General features: G+C 56.8%; 13 protein-coding genes. 9 read left to right on the plus strand and 4 right to left on the minus strand.

Annotated features, from left to right (window positions below; genetic code table 11):
- Positions 1-93: 93 nt before the first annotated feature.
- Positions 94-1,053, plus strand: a complete 960-nt coding sequence (locus tag S7A_RS07065; RefSeq protein ID WP_009089229.1) for an aldo/keto reductase — start codon at positions 94-96, stop codon at positions 1,051-1,053.
- A gap of 208 nt (positions 1,054-1,261) precedes the next feature.
- Positions 1,262-2,605 (plus strand): carbohydrate porin, encoded by a 1,344-nt coding sequence (locus S7A_RS07070; RefSeq protein ID WP_009089231.1) that lies wholly within the window; start codon positions 1,262-1,264, stop codon positions 2,603-2,605.
- Positions 2,606-2,823: 218 nt separating this feature from the next.
- On the opposite strand, the gene yegD is transcribed toward S7A_RS07070, so the two are convergent.
- The 3 genes from yegD to S7A_RS07085 form a co-directional block, all read right to left on the minus strand.
- A complete protein-coding gene (yegD, locus tag S7A_RS07075; RefSeq protein ID WP_009089233.1) occupies positions 2,824-4,176 on the minus strand; it encodes a molecular chaperone in 1,353 nt (450 codons plus the stop codon).
- Positions 4,177-4,251: 75 nt separating this feature from the next.
- Positions 4,252-7,587 carry a diguanylate cyclase gene (locus tag S7A_RS07080; RefSeq protein WP_009089236.1) on the minus strand — a complete coding sequence of 1,112 codons (3,336 nt, stop codon included), beginning with the start codon at positions 7,585-7,587 and terminating at the stop codon, positions 4,252-4,254.
- Between the two features lie 163 nt (positions 7,588-7,750).
- Positions 7,751-8,365, minus strand: a complete 615-nt coding sequence (locus S7A_RS07085) for a phosphatase PAP2 family protein (RefSeq protein WP_009089238.1) — start codon at positions 8,363-8,365, stop codon at positions 7,751-7,753.
- Between the two features lie 284 nt (positions 8,366-8,649).
- Between S7A_RS07085 and udk the strand changes: the two genes are divergently transcribed.
- The 3 genes from udk to asmA all read left to right on the plus strand — a co-directional run bounded on the left by udk (position 8,650) and on the right by asmA (position 11,790).
- Positions 8,650-9,291, plus strand: coding sequence for a uridine kinase (gene udk / locus S7A_RS07090; protein WP_009089240.1), 642 nt, complete (start codon positions 8,650-8,652; stop codon positions 9,289-9,291).
- 81 nt (positions 9,292-9,372) lie between these two features.
- Complete coding sequence (gene dcd / locus S7A_RS07095; RefSeq protein ID WP_009089244.1) at positions 9,373-9,954, plus strand: dCTP deaminase; 582 nt, start codon at positions 9,373-9,375, stop codon at positions 9,952-9,954.
- 12 nt (positions 9,955-9,966) lie between these two features.
- Positions 9,967-11,790, plus strand: a complete 1,824-nt coding sequence (gene asmA / locus S7A_RS07100; RefSeq protein ID WP_009089245.1) for an outer membrane assembly protein AsmA — start codon at positions 9,967-9,969, stop codon at positions 11,788-11,790.
- A gap of 13 nt (positions 11,791-11,803) precedes the next feature.
- Here asmA and S7A_RS07105 read toward each other — a convergent pair whose 3' ends face one another.
- On the minus strand, positions 11,804-13,375 hold the full coding sequence (locus S7A_RS07105; protein WP_009089247.1) for a TerC family protein: 1,572 nt from the start codon (positions 13,373-13,375) through the stop codon (positions 11,804-11,806).
- Positions 13,376-14,172: 797 nt separating this feature from the next.
- Between S7A_RS07105 and wbaP the strand changes: the two genes are divergently transcribed.
- The 4 genes from wbaP (at position 14,173) to wzc (ending at position 19,666) form a co-directional block, all read left to right on the plus strand.
- Positions 14,173-15,606, plus strand: coding sequence for an undecaprenyl-phosphate galactose phosphotransferase WbaP (wbaP, locus tag S7A_RS07110; protein ID WP_009089249.1), 1,434 nt, complete (start codon positions 14,173-14,175; stop codon positions 15,604-15,606).
- A 286-nt stretch (positions 15,607-15,892) separates the two neighbouring features.
- Positions 15,893-17,032 carry a polysaccharide export protein gene (locus S7A_RS07115; RefSeq protein WP_009089251.1) on the plus strand — a complete coding sequence of 380 codons (1,140 nt, stop codon included), beginning with the start codon at positions 15,893-15,895 and terminating at the stop codon, positions 17,030-17,032.
- A 9-nt stretch (positions 17,033-17,041) separates the two neighbouring features.
- Entirely contained in the window at positions 17,042-17,476 is a 435-nt protein-coding gene (locus S7A_RS07120) for a protein-tyrosine-phosphatase (protein WP_009089253.1), read from the plus strand.
- Between the two features lie 12 nt (positions 17,477-17,488).
- Positions 17,489-19,666: a tyrosine-protein kinase Wzc gene (wzc, locus tag S7A_RS07125; RefSeq protein ID WP_009089255.1), complete on the plus strand. Its 2,178-nt coding sequence runs from the start codon at positions 17,489-17,491 to the stop codon at positions 19,664-19,666.
- Positions 19,667-19,674: the final 8 nt, after the last annotated feature.

Raw genomic sequence — 19,674 nt, forward strand, 5'->3', positions numbered from 1 at the left:
TTCATTAATCGCAGCACAATCGTCATTAAGCCATGAAAATCCCTTTGCTATGCTGAGATAAAGACCCTTTATCAGGCAAATAAGGAGCAGAGGATGAGTCAGAATCAAACCCGGCAGTTAGGTGACAGTGGTATCGCGGTGCCGTTACTGACGTTTGGCGGCAATGTATTTGGCTGGACGGTGGATCAGCCGACCTCCTTTTCGCTGCTGGATGCGCTGGTGGAGAAAGGACTCTGGTTTATCGACACCGCCGACGTTTATTCCCGCTGGGCACCGGGTAACAAAGGGGGAGAATCGGAAACCATTATTGGTGAGTGGCTGAAAAAAAGCGGTAAACGTGACCAGATCGTACTGGCGACCAAGGTCGGCATGGAGCTGTCACCCGAGAAAACCGGGCTGAAGCCGCAATATATTCGCCAGGCGGTCGAAGATTCACTGCGCCGGTTACAGACTGACTATATCGATCTCTATCAGGCGCATCGCGACGACCAGGATACGCCGCTGGCCGACACCCTGAGTGCCTTCGACAGCCTGATCCGGGAAGGGAAAGTGCGCGCCATCGGGGCCTCTAACTACAGTGCGGCGCGGCTTGAGGAGGCATTGCAGGTGAGTGAGAGCCAGGGGCTGGCGCGCTATGAGACCTTACAACCTGAATATAACCTCTATGACCGTCAGCCCTATGAATCGGAGCTTGAGCCGGTGGTCATGGCACAGGGTCTGGGCGTCATCAACTACTACTCGCTGGCGAGCGGTTTTCTCAGTGGCAAATACCGTGATGCGGCTGATGCCGGAAAAAGCGCACGGGGGCAGGGCGTGGTAGAGAAATACCTCAATCCGCGCGGATTGCGGATTCTCGACGCGCTGGATGCTATCAGCGAGGCGCATCAGGTGACGCCGACGCAGGTCGCACTCGCCTGGCAGATTGCCCGTCCCGGGATTACCGCGCCGATCGTCAGCGCCACCTCGCTTCAGCAGATCGATGACCTGGTGGGGGCGACACAGCTGACCCTGACCCCAGAGCAGATTGCACAGCTGGACGAGGCCAGCCGCTGATTCAGGGGGCGCTAGCGCCCCTTTATCGATTACGCCTGTCAAAAAATGCGCATTCTGCCCGCAGAGTATCCATTCAGCGATCCCGATCACAAATGCGTTAATAAACTGATGTTTCAGGAAATTATGCGCACGTATTTACAAAAACTGAAGTTTATCCAGCACTATCCTCTGCGCGTCACTTCCTGTCACTCACATAAGAAAACGCACCATGAAAAACAGACAAGCAGAGCACGCTTTTCCGCTGCGCCGTGTGGCAACCGGCACCCTGATCCTGGCTATTCTCTCCGCGCCCGCTATGGCGGCTGACGCTCTGAGCCCGGATTCCGAATGGATGTTTGGTGACTGGGACGGTTACCGAACGCAGCTGCAGGACGAAGGGATTAAGTTTGACGTTAACTACACCATGGAAAGTGCCGCCAATCTGGGTGGCGGCGCAGATACCAACACCACCATGCGCTACAGCGATCAGTGGACGTTTGGCACCAACTTCGACCTGGAAAAACTGCTGAACTGGCAGGATGCAGAGTTTCAGATGACCGTCACTAACCGCGACGGACAGAATCTCTCTGAGCAGGTGGCGGATAAACGCACCGGTATGCTCTCATCGGTTCAGGAGGTGTACGGTCGCGGTCAGACCTGGCGGCTGACGCAGTTCTGGTTGCGCAAAGGGCTGTTCAACGATGTGGTTGATCTGAAAGCCGGGCGGGTCACCGTGGGCGAGGACTTCGATAACTTCGACGGCAACCTGTTCCAGAACCTGGCGCTTGGCAGCGGCCAGGCGGGTAACTGGCGCGGCGACCGCTGGTTCAACTGGCCGGTCTCGCAGTGGGGCGGTCGGGTAAAAATCAATATGACGCCTGAGCTGTTCTTCCAGGTAGGTTTCTACAACCAGAACCGCGCCAACTACGATCGCGGCGATGGCTTCCGGCTGGATACCAGCAACTCTGAAGGCAATCTGGTGCCGGTCGAACTGGGCTGGAAACCGACGTTCGGGCCGGAGAAATTACCGGGTAACTACCGCATCGGCTACTACTACTCGTCAGTGGATGGCGATGTTTATGGCAGCTGGCGCAACGGCGGCTATCAGGATCAGGCTCACGCCTATGGCGGCTATCTGCTGTTACAACAGCAGCTGACCGCGCAGGATGGCGATGTGAATCGCGGTCTGGGCGTGCGGGTGCAGGCTGTGATGAACGATCACAAGACCTCGAAAACCGATAACTACCAGTCTGTCGCCTTTACCTGGACCGGTCCGTTTGATGCCCGTCCGCAGGATGAGATTGGCGTCGGCGCATCACGCATTCATGTGAACAGCGACTATACCCGCTCACTGCGTCAGCAGAATCAGGCTAATGGTGAGAGCCGCTTTGACAGCCCGACCTATCTGCCGATTCAGGAAGGGTCAGAGTACAACTATGAGGTTTACTACAACGCCAAAGTGACGAACTGGATGTCACTGCGACCTAACCTGCAGTATGTGGTGGCACCGGGCGCGGTGAGTGAAGTCAAAGATGCCTTTATCGGCGGTATCAGCGCCAATATTGCCTTCTGATCCTCAATAACACCTGAACAGAGGACTCTCAGACGTAAAGCGATGGGAGTCTGCGCCAGTAGCAAAGCATAGCGGGCCAGGGATGGCCCGCGCTGAGCATGCCATGGATGGCATCTTTTGCGTCTTTGCGAAAGGCGCAGGCTCCCTGAGCCTGCTCTCAGTTATCCGCAAACAAAAACGGCACCCTCAGGTGCCGTTTTTAGTATTACAGTGCCAGCCTAGCGGAACAACACCTCTGCCCAGCGGGCCAGACCGGCCGTGACCGAGGCGAAATCATCGCCACCGGCAATCGGCGTGTCGGGCAGCGTCTGCTGCAGCGCCGCGCGCAGCAGAGGCGAACGCGCACTGCCGCCGGTCAGGTAAATGACATCAGGCTTAATCTGGCTGGTGGCTAAGGCGAGCTGCACCTGCTCCAGAATTTTCTCCAGCGGCTGACTGATCGCCTCCTGCAGCTGACCCACGCTCACGTCTGTCTGCAGCGCGGCGGCCACGAAGTCGAGTGAGGCGGTATGCAGCGGAGCGTCTGACAGCGCAATCTTGCTCTCTTCCGCCGCGCGCACCAGGCGGTAACTCAGCTTCTGCTGCCACACTTTCAGCAGACGCGCCACGATGTCACCCTGTTCTGCGTCACGCACTAAATCCCGCAGCCATTTCCCGCAGGCGGCGCTGTAAAAGTCGCTCTGCGCCGGCACATCATTGATGGCAATCGCGTTCCACCACGGCAGCGCGGGCAGGGCGGTGCCCTTCTGAGTGTTGCCGCCCAGACCCAGCAGCGGCATCAGCGTCTTAAAGGCCAGCATGATATCCAGATCGTTACCCCCGACGCGACAGCCACTGTGGCCCAGCAGGCTTTCACGACGGTCGGCTCTGTTGCGCCATTGTGGGCCCATCAGCAACATCGAGCAGTCGGTGGTGCCGCCGCCGATATCCACCACCAGCACCCGCGTCTCCTGCTGCAGGGTCGCTTCGAAATCGAGTCCGGCGGCGACGGGTTCAAACTGAAACTCAACGTCACGGAATCCGGCGCGGTGGGCGGCACGCAGCAGGATACCCTCTGCCTGCTGGTTCGACTCATCGCTGCCCAGCCCCTGGAAGTTGACAGGGCGACCGATCACCGCCTGATCGAGGGTCTGCCCGAGCTGGCTTTCACCCTGCTGGCGGATGTGCAGCATCATGGCGCAGACCAGATCTTCAAACAGGGCGATCTGCTGTGGCTTCAGGCCACTGGCACCCAGAAAGGATTTGGGGGATTTAACGAACCAGACATCTTCGGGATCGACCATGTAGTGCTGCAGGGCGGTCAGACCAAACTGCACGCTGCCGGGCTGAACCTCGATATCCTCTTCGCGGTTGTAACGCAGCGCGCGCTGCAGCAGCGCGGTGGTTTCACTGTCAGGGGTTGCCACCTGATGATGGCGATAGAGCCATTCGCTGACCGACTCGCGGGTCGGTGCACAGATCATTGACGGCAGCAGACGCTGACCCTTTTCCAGCGTTAACAGACGCGGCGAGCCATTTTCGCTCACTGCAATGGAGCAGTTAGCCGTGCCGTAATCGAATCCTATGAACATTTTCGCCCCCATGCCGGAAAAAAGGGGGCGACTTTAGCGCAGCTTCAGCAGGGTGGCAAGCGGCCAGCGCGGGAATCAGCGGATAGCAAAGAGGCGATCTTCCGCCAGGGAACGGAGCGGCTGACGCTCGGTTACCGCGCTGCCCCAGACGCCATCGACGTCAAGATCAGCCAGCGTGCTAAGCACCGCCGGAACGGAAACCGGACCCGCCAGCACCGAAATATGGCGCTGCGTTGCCTGGCCCTGAATGATGGTCAGCAGCATCTCATCCATCAGGCTGGTGTGGGCGTTAGCAACCAGTTCCGGTGCCAGCACCAGGTAATCGACCACTTCGTCACTCAGCAGATTAAAGGCGTCCAGATTGCGGCCAAAATGATGCAGCGCGATGCGACAGCCACACTCACGCAGCTGCAGCAGCGCGGTATAGAGCCGATCGCTCTTACTCAGTACGCTGGCGGCCGGGAAAGCAAAACCACAGCGGCTGCTGGCGAGACCTGCAGCGACAAAGCGCTGACAGAGTTGCTGCACAAAAGCGGCGTCACCGAGCAGCTCTTCACTCAGCGGCAGGATGACCGGGATCCCTTTTTTGTTGAGCGTCCCGACGTCCTGGCGGAAAAAGGCCTCGATGATATTGCTATCGAGCCGGCGACGCAGCGTTTCATCCGGCAGGTTATGACGCAGCAGGGTTTCATCCACCAGTATCCCCTCCGCAGTCAACAGCTGGACCTCCAGCAGCCAGATAAAGGCTGACTGAGGCGTTTTGGGCGGGGCGACAGCCCAGGCGGGCAGCTCAATTTGCAGCGCATCAATCATCGCAGCATCCACTCCCTGCGGATTGCCCGGCAGCGGCAGACGATGCTGCTCAAAGACGACCAGCCGTCCGCGCCCGCTGCGTTTGGCGTTGTAGCAGGCGATGTCTGCCTGCGACAGCACATCACCGCTGATGCAGTTGTCGGCGGAAATCTGTGTGACGCCCGCGCTCGCCCCCACCTGATAGCGGCGTTCCTGCCACTGGAAACGATAGTCGTTTACGGCGGCCACAATCCGCTGCACCACGTCACGCGCCTGGTCAACCTGACAGTCGGCCATCAGCAGGGCAAACTCATCGCCGCCCAGTCGGGCCAGGAAATCACTGCTGCGCAGATGGTGCTGCATCAGCTCTGAAAGTTCCCGCAGTAACGCATCGCCGGCGGCATGGCCGGCGCTGTCATTGACCGCTTTGAACTTATCCAGGTCGATGAACACCAGCACGTGCTGATGATGATGTTCAGCCGCGTCAAACAGCAGTCGCTTAAGCTGCAGCTCAAAACTGGCCCGGTTAGGCAGACGCGTCAGGGTGTCATGAAGCGCGCTGTAGCTCAGGCGCTTCATCAGTTTTCGCGACTCGCTCACATCCTGAATAACCATCACCGCGCCCTGTTCAAGACCCGCTTCGGAGCGCAGTGGCGTAATGCTGTAGTGAATATCGATATGGCCGCCATCCGGGGTGTGCAGCACCAGATCTTCATCCAGATCGGGGGTGATTTTTTCCGGCGGTAACTGGCACAGCAGCAGATTCTCCACCTCAGGGCCGGTCTGTCCCTGGGTGATGTGCAGCAGCTCGCTCAGCGGCTTGCCGGCGGCCTGCTCCTGAGACCAGCCGCTCATCTTCTCCGCCACCGGATTCATAAAGGCCACGCGCATCGCTTCATCGGTACTGATCACCGCCTCGCCGATCGAGTCCAGGGTGATCGCCATGCGCTCTTTCTCCTGAAACAGCGCTTCATTGAGATTACGCAGCGGCGTAATGTCCTGACAGATGCCGAGCATACGCTCGATACGGCCCTCTTTACTCAGCTGCCGGTTCGCCTGCGTGCGGATCCAGCGCTGACCCTGCGCGTCCACGATGCGATACTCCATATGGAACGCACTGCGCAGCTCTATCGCCTGCTGCACCGTCAATGCGGCATATTCGCGATCGGCGGTATGCAGCAGATGGAGCCAGAGGTCATAGCTGGGCGACTCGTGCGGAGCCAGACCAAACAGGGCGTACATGCGCTTGTCCCACAGCATCTCGCCGGTCAGCAGGTTCCACTCCCAGACGCCGATGCCGCCCGCCTCATTCGCCAGCGTGATGCGCTCCATCAGGCGTCGGTTTACCTGCTCGCTCTTTTTGAGCTCGGAGATGTCGATGATCTGCGCAATAAAATAGAGCGGTGCCGTGTCGCCGTCACGCACCAGCGACACCGTCAGCCGCGCCCAGACGATCTCGCCATCCTTGCGGAAATAGCGTTTTTCAAAGGTGTAGGTATCAATCTCACCTTCCAGCAGCTGGTTTACCTGCTGCAGGTCGAGAGCCAGATCGTCGGGATGGGTAATCTGCTGAAACGTCAGCCGCTTCAGCTCCTCCGCCGGATAACCCAGGATCTGGCAAAGCGAACGGTTCACCTGCAGCCAGTTACCCTGCGGCGCGACCAGCGCCATACCGATCGCGGAGTACTCCATCGCATGACGGAAACGGGTTTCACTGTCGGTGATATGCAGCTTTTCGCGCCGGAACGCATCCATCACCAGCGACATAATATGGCTGGGGATCAGGACCAGCAGGAAGGGTAACCAGCTGGAGACCGGGCCCAGCGCGGTGTTGTTATTCACCACGCTGACCAGGTTACAGGCCAGCAATAATGCGATAAAGCTGGCATTGAGGAAGAACAGCACAAACGCCTGCAGCTTAGGCAGGCGAACGGCGCACCAGAAGAGGATCACCACGATAAAGGTAAAGGGCCACGGCATAAAACGCAGTGCCAGGTAGCTGGCGCCTAAAGTGATAAGCAGCGTCAGCACACACTCCGCCGGACGCAGATCGCTGAAGTGCGCGCGCCGCAGCGGCCACGGCATCAGCAGTAACATCGGGCCTAACACCAGCATGCCGATGATTTCAGAGATCACCCAGGTATAGAAGAAGGGAAACGACGCATGCCCGCTGACCCTGAGCATCCACAGCGCCATCAGCCCGCCGAGCAGCGGGGTCACAATGCCCACCGACAGCACCAGCCGTGCCCAGTCGTGCAGCGAATTCAGCGGCGCGCGCCGATCGAGCAGGGCGCGCAGCAGCATCCCGCCCACGCCCGCCTGCACCAGGTTGAGCAGGGCGAATTTAATGTTAGAGAGGGCAGGGCCGATGACGATGGCATTAGCGGCTGCGGTGCCAAGCACGCAGGCCGTCAGCAGCAGCGGCAGCTGACGTAGCGGGCAGCGAAACACCACAATGGTCATGAAGGTGGTCGGGAACCAGAGCGGTGAAATTTTCACGCTCACCACGATCAATTCAAGACAGAACAGCGTCAGGACAAATACCACACAGCCCAGAAGCAGGGCCGAGAGCCAGCGGCCAGGTGTGCTATTTTGCGGGGCAAAGATCTCAATCGTCATGCAGACTTCCGGCAGGGTGCAGGGCTCCGCAATGGCGAATCAGGCACCAGTCATTCTCTGACTGCATGCTAGCACATTCGGCAAAGAAAAAAGGGAGGAAATCGAGTTTGCCCGTTATTCAGCGAATTGACGGGCAGGGAAATATCGATGGGCAGCCTGTTGATTACTGGCGAAAAAGATCGGCCCGGGTGTAGGGTTTTTCCAGACCCGCCAGGCTGGCGGAGAAGCGCTCCAGAAACTGCTGGGTAGTGGCAACGCGACCGTGACTCATCAGGACAAACGGCACGAGCAGCGCGGCCCCGATTTGCGGCCAGCTGAAGCCCTTTAGCGCGGTGCGGCGCTGGGAGATCAGAAACGCGGTGCTCAGCGTGAAGCCCAGCAGCAGACCGGTCGCCACCTCACTTTTCGAGTGTGCGTGGATAACGAGACGGGAGAAACCGACCATCAGCGGGATCAGATAGCCAACGCCAATCGCCGCCACGCGCAGCAGCGCAGGCCAGCGCCCGGAGATCAGCCACAGCATCACTGGCCACAGGGTGGCAGACATGGCGCTGTGACCGCTGAAGCCGGTAAAGTTGAAGCGGGCGCTGCCGATGCCAAAGCCAAGAAACAGAATTTTAGAAAGGCTGACGGTCAGACCGGCCAGGCCAAATGCCACAATCCAGTAAAACACCGTAAGACGGTTATCACTCTTCCACGGCAGAATCAGCGCAATAATCACCGCTGTCGGAATCAACAGCATGCTGTCGCCAAAATAGGTCAAAGTCTTCCAGTGCATACAACTCCTGATGCATCATTCGGTCGTCACGTGCGCGACACGGGTTATCTGAACGGCCCGCTGCGCAGGCCATTTTTTTCTGAGTAGGGGGTGACACTAGTTTATCGGTGAAATGAGTGGCGTCCAAAGGAGAAAGTCTGAAAAGTCGCAGACGCCATTTCTCTGGCATCAAAAGGCCGAAATCCCTATACTTAGCGCGAACACACCCTCTCCATTTCGGCCCGTCAGCTGCCCGCGTAATGTGTGACCAGTGGCAGGCTCCAGTTATCAGGTCTTAAAAAAGTATGACTGACAAGTCCCATCAGTGCGTGATTGTAGGCATTGCCGGCGCTTCCGCATCCGGTAAAAGTTTAATTGCCAGCACGCTCTATCGTGAAATCCGTGATCAGGTTGGTGGCGAGCATATCGGGGTTATCCCGGAAGATGCGTATTACAAAGATCAAAGTCACCTCACCATGGAAGAGAGGGTTAAAACCAATTATGACCATCCGAGCGCGATGGATCATGATTTACTGCTGCAGCATCTGCAGGCGGTCAAAGCCGGGCAGGATATTGAGCTGCCGGTGTATAGCTATGTCGAGCACACCCGCACCCAGGAAACGCAGATCCTCAAGGCGAAGAAGGTCATTATCCTTGAGGGGATCCTGCTGCTGACCGACGCGCGCCTGCGCCAGGAGCTCAACTTCTCCATCTTCGTGGACACGCCGCTCGACATCTGTCTGATGCGCCGTATGAAGCGTGACGTCAATGAGCGTGGCCGCTCCATGGATTCGGTGATGAGCCAGTATCAGAAGACCGTGCGTCCGATGTTCCTGCAGTTTATCGAACCGTCTAAGCAGTACGCGGATATCATCGTGCCGCGCGGCGGCAAGAACCGTATCGCCATCGATATCCTCAAGGCGAAAATCAACCAGTTTTTTGAATAGTTCACGTCCCTGAGGACGTGAGGCAGACCGGCGGCAGGCACGCCTGCCGGTTTGCTACACTCATGTCATGGAGTTACCGCAATGAGATTATGCGATCGCGATATCGAAGCCTGGCTGGACAGTGGCAAGCTGGCGATTGAGCCGCGTCCGCCGGTCGAGCGCATCAACGGCGCCACGGTCGATGTGCGCCTGGGCAATCAGTTCCGTACCTTCAGCGGTCATACCGCAGCCTTTATCGATCTGAGCGGCCCGAAACAGGAAGTGAGCGCGGCACTGGATCGCGTGATGAGTGATGAGATCGTGCTGGCGGATGGCGAAGCCTTTTTCCTGCATCCGGGTGAGCTGGCCCTGGCGGTAACGCTGGAGTCGGTGACGCTGCCGGACGATCTGGTGGGCTGGCTGGATGGTCGCTCTTCGCTGGCCCGGCTCGGACTGATGGTGCATGTCACGGCGCACCGCATCGATCCCGGCTGGCAGGGCCGGATCGTGCTGGAGTTCTACAATTCCGGTAAACTGCCGCTGGCGCTGCGTCCCGGTATGCTTATCGGCGCGCTGAGTTTCGAGCCGCTTTCTGGCCCGGCTGCGCGCCCTTATAACCGTCGTGAAGATGCCAAATATCGGGGTCAGCAGGGCGCTGACGCCAGTCGTATCGACAAAGACTGATCTGAGGGTTTGATGAAAAGAGTGATAACCACGCTGGCCATCCTGTTAGTGGTGGTCGTAACGGGAATGAGCGCGCTGGTGCTGCTGGTCAATCCCAACGACTTTCGTGCCTATATGGTGCAGCAGGTCGAACAACGCAGTGGTTATCAGCTTCAGGTCAGCAGCGATCTGCGCTGGCACGTCTGGCCGCAGCTGAGCATTCTCTCCGGCCGGATGAGTCTGACCGCGCCCGGTGCCAGCCAGCCGCTGGTCTCGGCCGACAATATGCGGCTGGATGTGGATCTCTGGCCGCTGTTATCCCATCAGCTGAGCGTCAGCCAGGTGATGCTGAAAAATGCGGTGGTGCGCGTCACGCCAGACAGCGCTGCCCGGCTGAGCAAAAATGCCCCCCAGGGACCCCGTGATGCCGATCCGGTTGCCCCCTCCGGCGGCTGGTCGTTTGACATCGCGAAACTGCGGGTGGCAGACAGCCTGCTGATCTGGCAGCAGCCAGGCGGCGACGAATACAATTTCCGCGATCTCAACATGAACATGGAGCAGGACGCGAGCAAGCAGGCGACGCTGGCGCTGAGCACCACGCTGATGCGCAACCAGCGCAACGCCACTGTCACCCTCAAAGGTCAGCTGGATGCCGCCCAGTATCCTCATCGTCTCACCGGCCAGCTCCAGCAGTTTGATTACACCCTTTCCGGTGCCGATATCCCGCCTCAGGGCATTAAAGGTTCGCTGACCCTGCAGGGCGAATGGAATGGCGACCGCCAGCAGTTTGCCTTCAGCAACCTGCAACTCACGGCTAATGACACCACGCTGACCGGTCAGGGTGAGGGCCATATTGCGCCGCCGCAGCGGCTGGCGCTGGATCTGAAAGCGACCACGCTGAACCTCGATAATCTGCTGAACGGTGCCCCCGTTGCCGAGACGCCCGGCGTGCAGCGCGCGACCGTCGCACGGTCGCCGGTGATTGCTGCGCCGCGTGAAACCCGCAATGCCGACTCCCCGCTGAACGAGATGGATCTGGCCCTGAAATTACAGGCGGACAGTGCGGTCTGGCGCGGACTGTCGCTCACCGGCCTCACCGTCGATGCCAGCAACCAGCAGGGGCTGATGACCCTGAACACACTGCGCGGCAAACTGGGCAATGGCAGTTTCTCGATCCCTGGCAGCATTGATATCCGTCAGCCGGAGACGCAGGTGGCCCTGAAGCCCCAGCTCCGGCTGATTGCCATTCAGCCGCTGCTGAAGGCATTTGCGCTGCCGGAGAGTCTGCAGGGCAATCTGAGTCTTGATGGCGAACTGGCCGGCGACACGCTGAATGTCGAGGCGGCCAAACGTCGCTGGCAGGGCAGGGCGACGATCAGCGCCAGTAACCTGAAGCTGGCTCAGATTAACCTTCAGCAGATGGTGCAGCGCGCCGTGGCGCGGGTGAGCGACAAAGTCAGCAATACAGAGAAGGCCGATGAAGGCATTGAGTCGATCAGTGCGCAGGTCGCCCTGAATAAAGGTGTGCTCAGCTTCAGCGACATCGAAGGCAATGGTCAGGATCTCGGCTTACAGGGCGCGGGCAGGGTGGATCTGGCGCAGCGTCAGCTGGACGTCACGCTGGGTCTGAAAATCAGCGGCTGGCAGGGCGACGACGCGCTGGTGAAGACGCTCTCTGCTCAGCCGATTCCGCTGCGTATGTATGGCGACTGGGACAGTCTGCAATATTCACTGCCGGTGGATGCCGTGCTGCGTGACCGGTTGCAGAGTGAAGCGAAATCCCGGCTCAATCAGTGGATCGATCGTCAGAAAGATGACGAGAACAAACAGAACCTGAAGAAAATCCTGCGCCCGTAACGGGCGCAGGTTCTTACACCCCCTCAATAACAGGGGGCTGGAAGAGGATCTCCACCTTCTGAACCCGGTGGTTTTCAACCTGCAGGGTTTTCAGCTGATAGTCGCCCAGCTGCAGCGCATCGCCGGCCTGCGGGATGTGTTGCAGCTTATCCATCAGTAATCCTGCCAGCGTATGATAGTCGCGCTGTTCATCCAGCGGCAGCTTCACATAGAGCGCCAGATCTTCCAGTGGCATGTGGCCGTTAGCCACCCAGTGGCCTTCAGCCAGAATCTGAATATCGTAACGGGCGTCGATTTCACCGGCTTCGTTCGGCAGATTGCCGGCGATGGTTTCCATCACATCACTCAGGGTGACAACGCCCTCCACCGAACCAAACTCATCCACCACAAAGGCGAAGTGCGTGTGCGCCTGGCGAAACTGCTCCAGCGCCTGCAGCAGCGTCAGGCGTTCAGGAAATACCAGCGGCTGGCGGATCAGGGCGCGCAGGTCGAGCGACACGTTGTGCAGTGACTGATGCAGCAGATCGATGACGTGAACCACACCGAGCGGTTCGCTGGAGTGGTCGGTAATCAGGATTCGCGTGTGCTGATTGCGGTCGAGGCGTGACATGATCTCTGCCGGGTCGTCACTGAGATCGATATGTTCGACGTCATGGCGCGAGGTCATGATGCTGTTGACGTGGCGCTGACCCAGGCCCAGCACCCGGGCAATCATCACCCGTTCCTGCCGGTTAAACAGCATGCTGTCATCGCTGTCTGCAATCAGTGACGAGGTCTTTGCGTCCAGCTCCGCCGGTTCTGCCGCGCCACGCAGCAGTCGCAGCACCGCCTCCGCCGTTCGCTGACGCAGCGGGCGGCCCGCCGAGAGGACCCGCCTGCGGTTGAAGTGAGCCAGCTGGTTCAGCGCCTCAATAATTACCGAGAAGCCAATCGCAGCGTAGAGATACCCTTTCGGGATCACAAAGCCAAAGCCTTCAGCCACCAGACTGAAGCCAATCATCAGTAAAAAGCTTAAGCAGAGGATGACAATCGTCGGATGGCTGTTCACAAAGCGGGTTAAGGGCTTACTGGCCAGCAGCATCAGCAGAATGGCAATCGTAACCGCAATCATCATAACCGGCAGGTCGTTGACCATCCCGACGGCCGTAATCACGGCATCCAGTGAAAAGATGGCGTCCAGCACCACAATCTGCGCCACCACCGGCCAGAATTTAGCGCCGCCTTTTTGTTGACCGCTCTCTTCATCAAGGCCTTCCAGCCGCGCATTCAACTCTGTTGTGGCCTTAAATAGCAGGAAAATCCCGCCTGACAGCAGCAGCAAATCGCGCGCACTGAAGGGATGGCCCGCCAGCGTAACCCAGGGTTCCTTCAGCGTAACCAGCCAGGAGAGCGAAGCCAGCAGCAGCAACCGGCACAGCAGCGCCAGCAGCAGCCCGATCACGCGTGCCCGGTCACGAAGGGGTCCGGGAAGCTTTTCAACCAGAATGGCGATGAAGATCAGATTGTCGATACCTAAAACCAGTTCCAGAACGATTAGCGTTACTAATCCTGCCCAGAGCGAGGGATCCGCCATTACGTCCAGCATCTCGTGTTCACCTGAATATTTTAAATTGCGTTTTCTCTGATGATAGTGGAGTGCGAAGCCCGGTACAAATGGCAGGGCAGGGGCGTTGCAGCCGGATAGCCCGGATTTATCGTGCAAAAGATGAGCATAACGGTGTGACGGTTTGATTAACTCTGCAGAGGGGAGGGGAGATAATTCTTACTCATTCTGCACCGTGAAAACGATATTCACCTGCGGGGCTTATGCGATTTATCGCAGCGGGAGTATGGCATTAATCCGAATTATTACGAAAGGATTGCACTGCCTGTCTGGCTTCAATACTAATCGCTGGTAGTCTTTTTCCTAAAATAGTCCAGGGATAGCGGGACCTGCTTGTAAACAAGCCAGTAATAACTAGTATAGCAACAAGTTAGCAAACTCTTCCCCAGAGTCGTAATTTGCGTACCAATTCGACATTAATCGCAATGTCCGGATTGCGTAATTTGAGCGCGAACGTCTGTATGATGCGTTCCGGTAACGCTGACGCATTATGGGGAGCAATATGAATGATGGCAGCGATATTGGCAGCGACAGCCAAGGGCGGTAGCGTGCCTGAATCGTGTTTTTCGTTGATAAAATGAGCAGCGCTGGCGGTGATTAAAGTCAGAGTAATCTGTTGGTATTCATCACAATATTATTGGATTTATGGTTAAGATCATGGGCGTAAACGCCGCAGGAGCTCCCCTTAGAAACGGCTCAGTCTGAAGAGGCTTCATCGTTCAGCGATTAAACAGGCGATAGCCGTTGCGGGTTAAAGGAAATAAAATAAAGAGTTAAATATGCGCGATACACAATTTACGTTTAAAAGTCTTATTACCAAATTAACGCTGGCCTGTTCAGATTTAATTTGTTTCAACGCAGCTTTATTTATAGCGATGATGCTAATTAATGTTCAGTCAGATTCGCCGCTGGCAGATATTTCTGAAAAAGAAATGAATCTACAAATTGCCACGCACATTTGTCTGTCAATTATTTGCATCGGCTGGTTCTGGGTAAGACTTCGTCACTACACTTACCGCAAACCTTTCTGGTTCGAATTAAAAGAAGTTTTTCGTACCATTCTTATATTTTCTGTTATTGACCTGTCGATTACCGCGCTGTCGCAGTGGCAGATGTCGCGTTTTGTCTGGCTGCTGACCTGGGTACTGGCGCTGATTTTCATTCCAACCTGTCGCGCCCTGGCAAAACGTCTGCTTAATAAAAATGGCTTGTGGAAAAAACAGACCATTATTATTGGCAGCAGCAAAAATGCCCACGAAGCCTGGCAGGCGCTGCAAAGCGAAGAGGTGATGGGCTTTGACGTGGTGGCCTTCTATGACGTTGATGGAACCTGCCCGCAGGAGATCATGAATGGCGTGCCGGTGCTGCGCGACGAGCAGGAACTCTGGCATCTGGCCAGCAGTGAAACCCAGTTCATCGTGGCGGTGGAGTTTGAGCAGAGTCAGTACCGCGATATGTGGCTGAAGTCGCTGGCGATGCACAACTGCCGTTCCGTCTCCGTTATCCCGACCCTGCGCGGTGTGCCGCTCTACGGGACCGACATGGCCTACATCTTCAGCCACGAAGTGATGATTCTGCGTGTTCAGAACAACCTGGCGAAACGCACGTCGCGCTTCCTGAAGCGGACATTCGATATTGTCGGTGCGCTGTCGATTATTCTGATGCTGATGCCTGCGCTGCTGGTGCTCGGCTTCCTGGTTGGCCGTGATGGTGGACCGCCGATTTATGGTCACGAACGTGTAGGAATGAATGGCCGTAAATTTAAATGCCTGAAGTTCCGCTCGATGGTGATTAATTCCAAAGAAGTGCTGGAAGAGGTCCTTCGTACTGACCCGATTGCACGTGCGGAATGGGATAAAGATTTCAAACTTAAAAATGATCCACGTATTACTAAAGTGGGCCACTTCATTCGTAAAACCAGTCTGGATGAGTTACCTCAACTCTGGAATGTGGTGCGCGGTGATATGAGCCTGGTCGGTCCTCGTCCGGTCATTGAAGATGAACTCTGCCGTTATGCTGGTGATGTTGATTATTACCTGATGGCTAAGCCAGGCATGACGGGATTGTGGCAGGTCAGCGGTCGTAATGATGTTGACTATGAAACCCGCGTCTATTTCGACTCGTGGTACGTAAAAAACTGGTCACTGTGGAATGACATCGCCATTCTGTTCAAAACAGTGGGTGTCGTCCTGAAACGTGACGGTGCGTATTAAGTGTGAGTCGAAAGGAGTGCGTTAACGCGCACTCAGAGGTGTTGTGCCGTTGTCAGGCGTGTCGTTGTTGGCGCCATCGTCAGGGATATCGTCGTGCATTATTAGTCTACTATGATGCACGGCACGCAGATTCGCCCTGACAGATGGCGACAACGTATAACAAGTGGAGCAAGGATAATGAACGACAGGTTCAGAGCTTAAGTCAGGCAGGATTTACTTTTTTGTTGGACGCTTACACAGCGGCGGTTTCGCCTCTATCAATAAATAACTGATAGCGAAGATCTAAATGATTACAATCAAAATGAAATTGATACCCTTGCTGGTATCCGCCACATTCCTCAGCGGGTGTACGATCGAACCAGGTCAGCGCCTTTCTACGTCGGGAAAAGATGTCATTGAGCAGCAGGATAGCAACTTTGACATCGACAAATACGTCAACGTCTTTCCGTTAACCCCTTCACTGGTTGAGAAGATGCGTCCTAAGCCACTGGTGGCCCAGGCGAACCCGACTCTCCAGAACGAAATTCAGAATTACGAATACCGTATCGGTGTGGGCGATGTCCTGACCATCACGGTCTGGGATCACCCGGAGCTGACCACCCCAGCCGGTCAGTATCGTAGCGCCAGCGACACCGGCAACTGGGTACACTCAGACGGCACCATCTTCTATCCTTACATCGGTCGTGTGCGTGTCGCGGGCCGTACCGTCGGCGACGTTCGTAACGAAGTCGCCCGTCGCCTGGCACAGTACATCGAAAGTCCTCAGGTTGATGTCAGCATCGCCTCGTTCAAATCACAGAAAGCCTACGTGACCGGTTCTGTCACCACTTCAGGCCAGCAGCCGATTACCAACGTGCCGCTGACGATTCTGGATGCGATTAACGCCGCGGGCGGCCTGGCTGCCGATGCAGACTGGCGTAACGTCGTGCTGACGCACAACGGTCGTGAGCAGCGTGTCTCTCTGCAGGCGCTGATGCAGAATGGCGACCTGAGCCAGAACCATCTCCTCTATCCGGGCGATATCCTCTACGTTCCGCGTAATGACGATCTGAAAATCTTCGTCATGGGCGAAGTGAAGCAGCAGGCGACCCTGAAAATGGACCGCAGCGGCATGACGCTGGCGGAAGCGCTGGGTAATGCGGCCGGGATGGATCAGACCACCTCTGACGCCACCGGTGTCTTCGTTATCCGTCCACTGCACGGTACCGATCGCAGCAAGATTGCCAACATCTATCAGTTGAACACCAAAGATGCGGCATCCATGGTGATGGGCACCGATTTCCAGCTTCAGCCTTACGACATCGTTTATGTCACCTCTACACCGCTGACGCGCTGGAACCGTGTGATCTCGCAATTACTGCCAACCATTGCGGGTATCAACGATGTGAGCGAGAGCGCGCTGCGTATCCGCAACTGGTCGAACTAAGGTCTGACCATGATTACGTCCGTGTTAGTCGTTTGCGTCGGCAATATCTGCCGCTCTCCCACCGGAGAGCGCCTGTTTAAACGCGCGCTGCCCGATTTGGATGTTCGTTCTGCTGGCCTGGGGGCGCTGGTAGGCCACCCGGCCGACCAGACAGCCTCTGACGTCGCCGCTGCGCAGGGTCTGTCGCTGGACGGTCACCAGGCGCAGCAGCTGACGGCCGAGATGTGCCGTCAGGCCGATCTGATTCTGGTGATGGAAAAGCGACAGATTGAACAGGTGAATCGCATCGACCCCGCTGCGCGTGGCAAAACCATGCTGCTTGGGCACTGGCTCAATCAGAAAGAAATTGCGGATCCGTATCGAAAAAGCCGTGAGGCCTTTGAAGAGATTTACGGGTTACTGGAAAACGCTACCCAGAAGTGGGTCAACGTATTAAGCCGATAGTTGGGATTATCCATGAATATAAAAAATAAGGTCAGAACCGCGCCGGGAGAGGAGTCGAATGGATGGGATCTGGCGCATCTTGTGGGACAGCTAATTGATCATCGCTGGATCATTGTTGCCGTTACCGCTTTTTTCATGCTGGCGGGAACACTCTACACACTGTTTGCGACACCGATTTACAGCGCAGATGCGCTGGTTCAGGTTGAGCAGAAGAACGCCAGCACCGTTCTGAACGAAATTGACAGCATTCTGCCACCGACACCGGCGTCTGATACCGAAATCGAGATCCTCGAATCCCGTATGGTCATCGGCAAAACGGTTGACGATCTGGGTCTGGATACCGTGGTTGAGCAGAACTACTTCCCGGTTATCGGTAAGGGTCTGTCGCGCCTGATGGGAAATAAACCTGCCAGCATCGCGATTTCCCGCCTGGAAATCCCACGCACCATCGACAAGCGTAACGTGGAACTGGAAGTGACCGGCCCGCAGAGCTACACCGTTTCTAAAGATGGTGATGAGCTGTTCAAAGGTAAAGTCGGCCAGCTGGAGTCGCACGGCGACGTCACCATGCTGGTCAGCGAGATCCACGCTGACGAAGGCACCAGCTTCACCGTCACCAAGCTGAACGACCTGCAGGCGATCCGTTCTGTTCTCTCCAACCTGACCGTAGCTGACAAAGGTAAAGATACCGGCGTGCTGGGTCTGGAGTACCTGGGTGAAGATCCGGAGCAGATCAGCAAAGTCCTGAATCAGATCGTGAACAACTATCTGCTGCAGAACGTTGAGCGCAAGTCTGAGCAGGCCGAGAAAAGTCTGGAGTTCCTGCGCACTCAGCTGCCTGCCGTTCGCAGCAAGCTGGATGATGCGGAAAACAAACTGAACGCCTTCCGTCGTCAGAACGAATCGGTTGACCTGTCACTGGAAGCGAAATCTGCCCTGGACTCCTCTGTCAGCGTGCAGAGCCAGCTGAACGAACTGACCTTCCGTGAAGCGGAAGTCTCTCAGCTGTTCACCAAAGATCACCCGACCTACCGTGCGCTGCTGGAAAAACGTAAAACGCTGGAGAATGAGCAGGCTCAGCTGAACAAGAAAATCTCTGGCATGCCTCAGACTCAGCAGGAAATCCTGCGTCTGACCCGTGACGTTCAGTCTGGTCAGGAGATCTACATGCAGCTGCTGAACCGTCAGCAGGAGCTGGGCATCAGTAAAGCGAGCACCGTGGGTGATGTCCGCATCATCGACAGCGCGCAGACAGCAAACGCGCCGGTTGCACCGAAGAAGATGCTGATCATCGCCGCTAGCCTGATTCTGGGTCTGTTCGTGTCGGTCGGTCTGGTTCTGCTGAAAGCGCTGCTGCATCACGGCATCGAGAACCCGGATCAGCTGGAAGAGCTGGGCATGAATGTCTATGCCAGCGTGCCTCTGTCAGACTGGCAGCGTAAGAAGGATACCGAAGCCCTGGCGCGTCGCGGCAGCAAGGTGAAAACCGACCCGCACGAAACGCTGCTGGCGCTGGGTAACCCGACTGACCTCTCTATCGAAGCGATTCGTAGTCTGCGTACCAGCCTGCACTTCGCCATGATGGAAGCGAAAAACAACATCCTGATGATCACCGGTGCCAGCCCGGGTATTGGTAAAACCTTTATCTGTGCCAACCTGGCGACCCTGGTCGCGAAAGCGGGTCAGCGTGTCCTGTTCATCGATGGCGACATGCGTCGTGGCTACACCCACGAACTGCTGGGCGCGGATAACAAATCAGGCCTGTCCAACGTCCTGTCCGGTAAAACGGAGTTCAGCCCGGCGTTGATTCAGCAGGGTGTATACGGTTTTGACTTCCTGCCTCGTGGTCAGGTGCCACCGAACCCGTCTGAGCTGCTGATGCATCGTCGCATGGGTGAGCTGCTGGACTGGGCGAGCAAGAACTACGACCTGGTATTAATCGATACGCCACCTATCCTGGCCGTTACCGATGCGTCAATTATCGGTAAGCTGGCAGGCACCTCGCTGATGGTGGCGCGTTTCGAAGCCAACACCACGAAAGAAGTGGACGTCAGCTTCAAACGCTTTGCCCAGAACGGTATTGAGATTAAAGGTGTGATCCTCAACGCCGTGGTGCGTAAAGCGGCCAACGCGTATGGCTATGGTTACGACTACTACGCCTACGACTACGGCAAGACCAACAAAAGCTGATCATTGAG

This window comes from Pantoea sp. Sc1, from assembly GCF_000255315.1.
Lineage (GTDB): Bacteria > Pseudomonadota > Gammaproteobacteria > Enterobacterales > Enterobacteriaceae > Pantoea > Pantoea anthophila.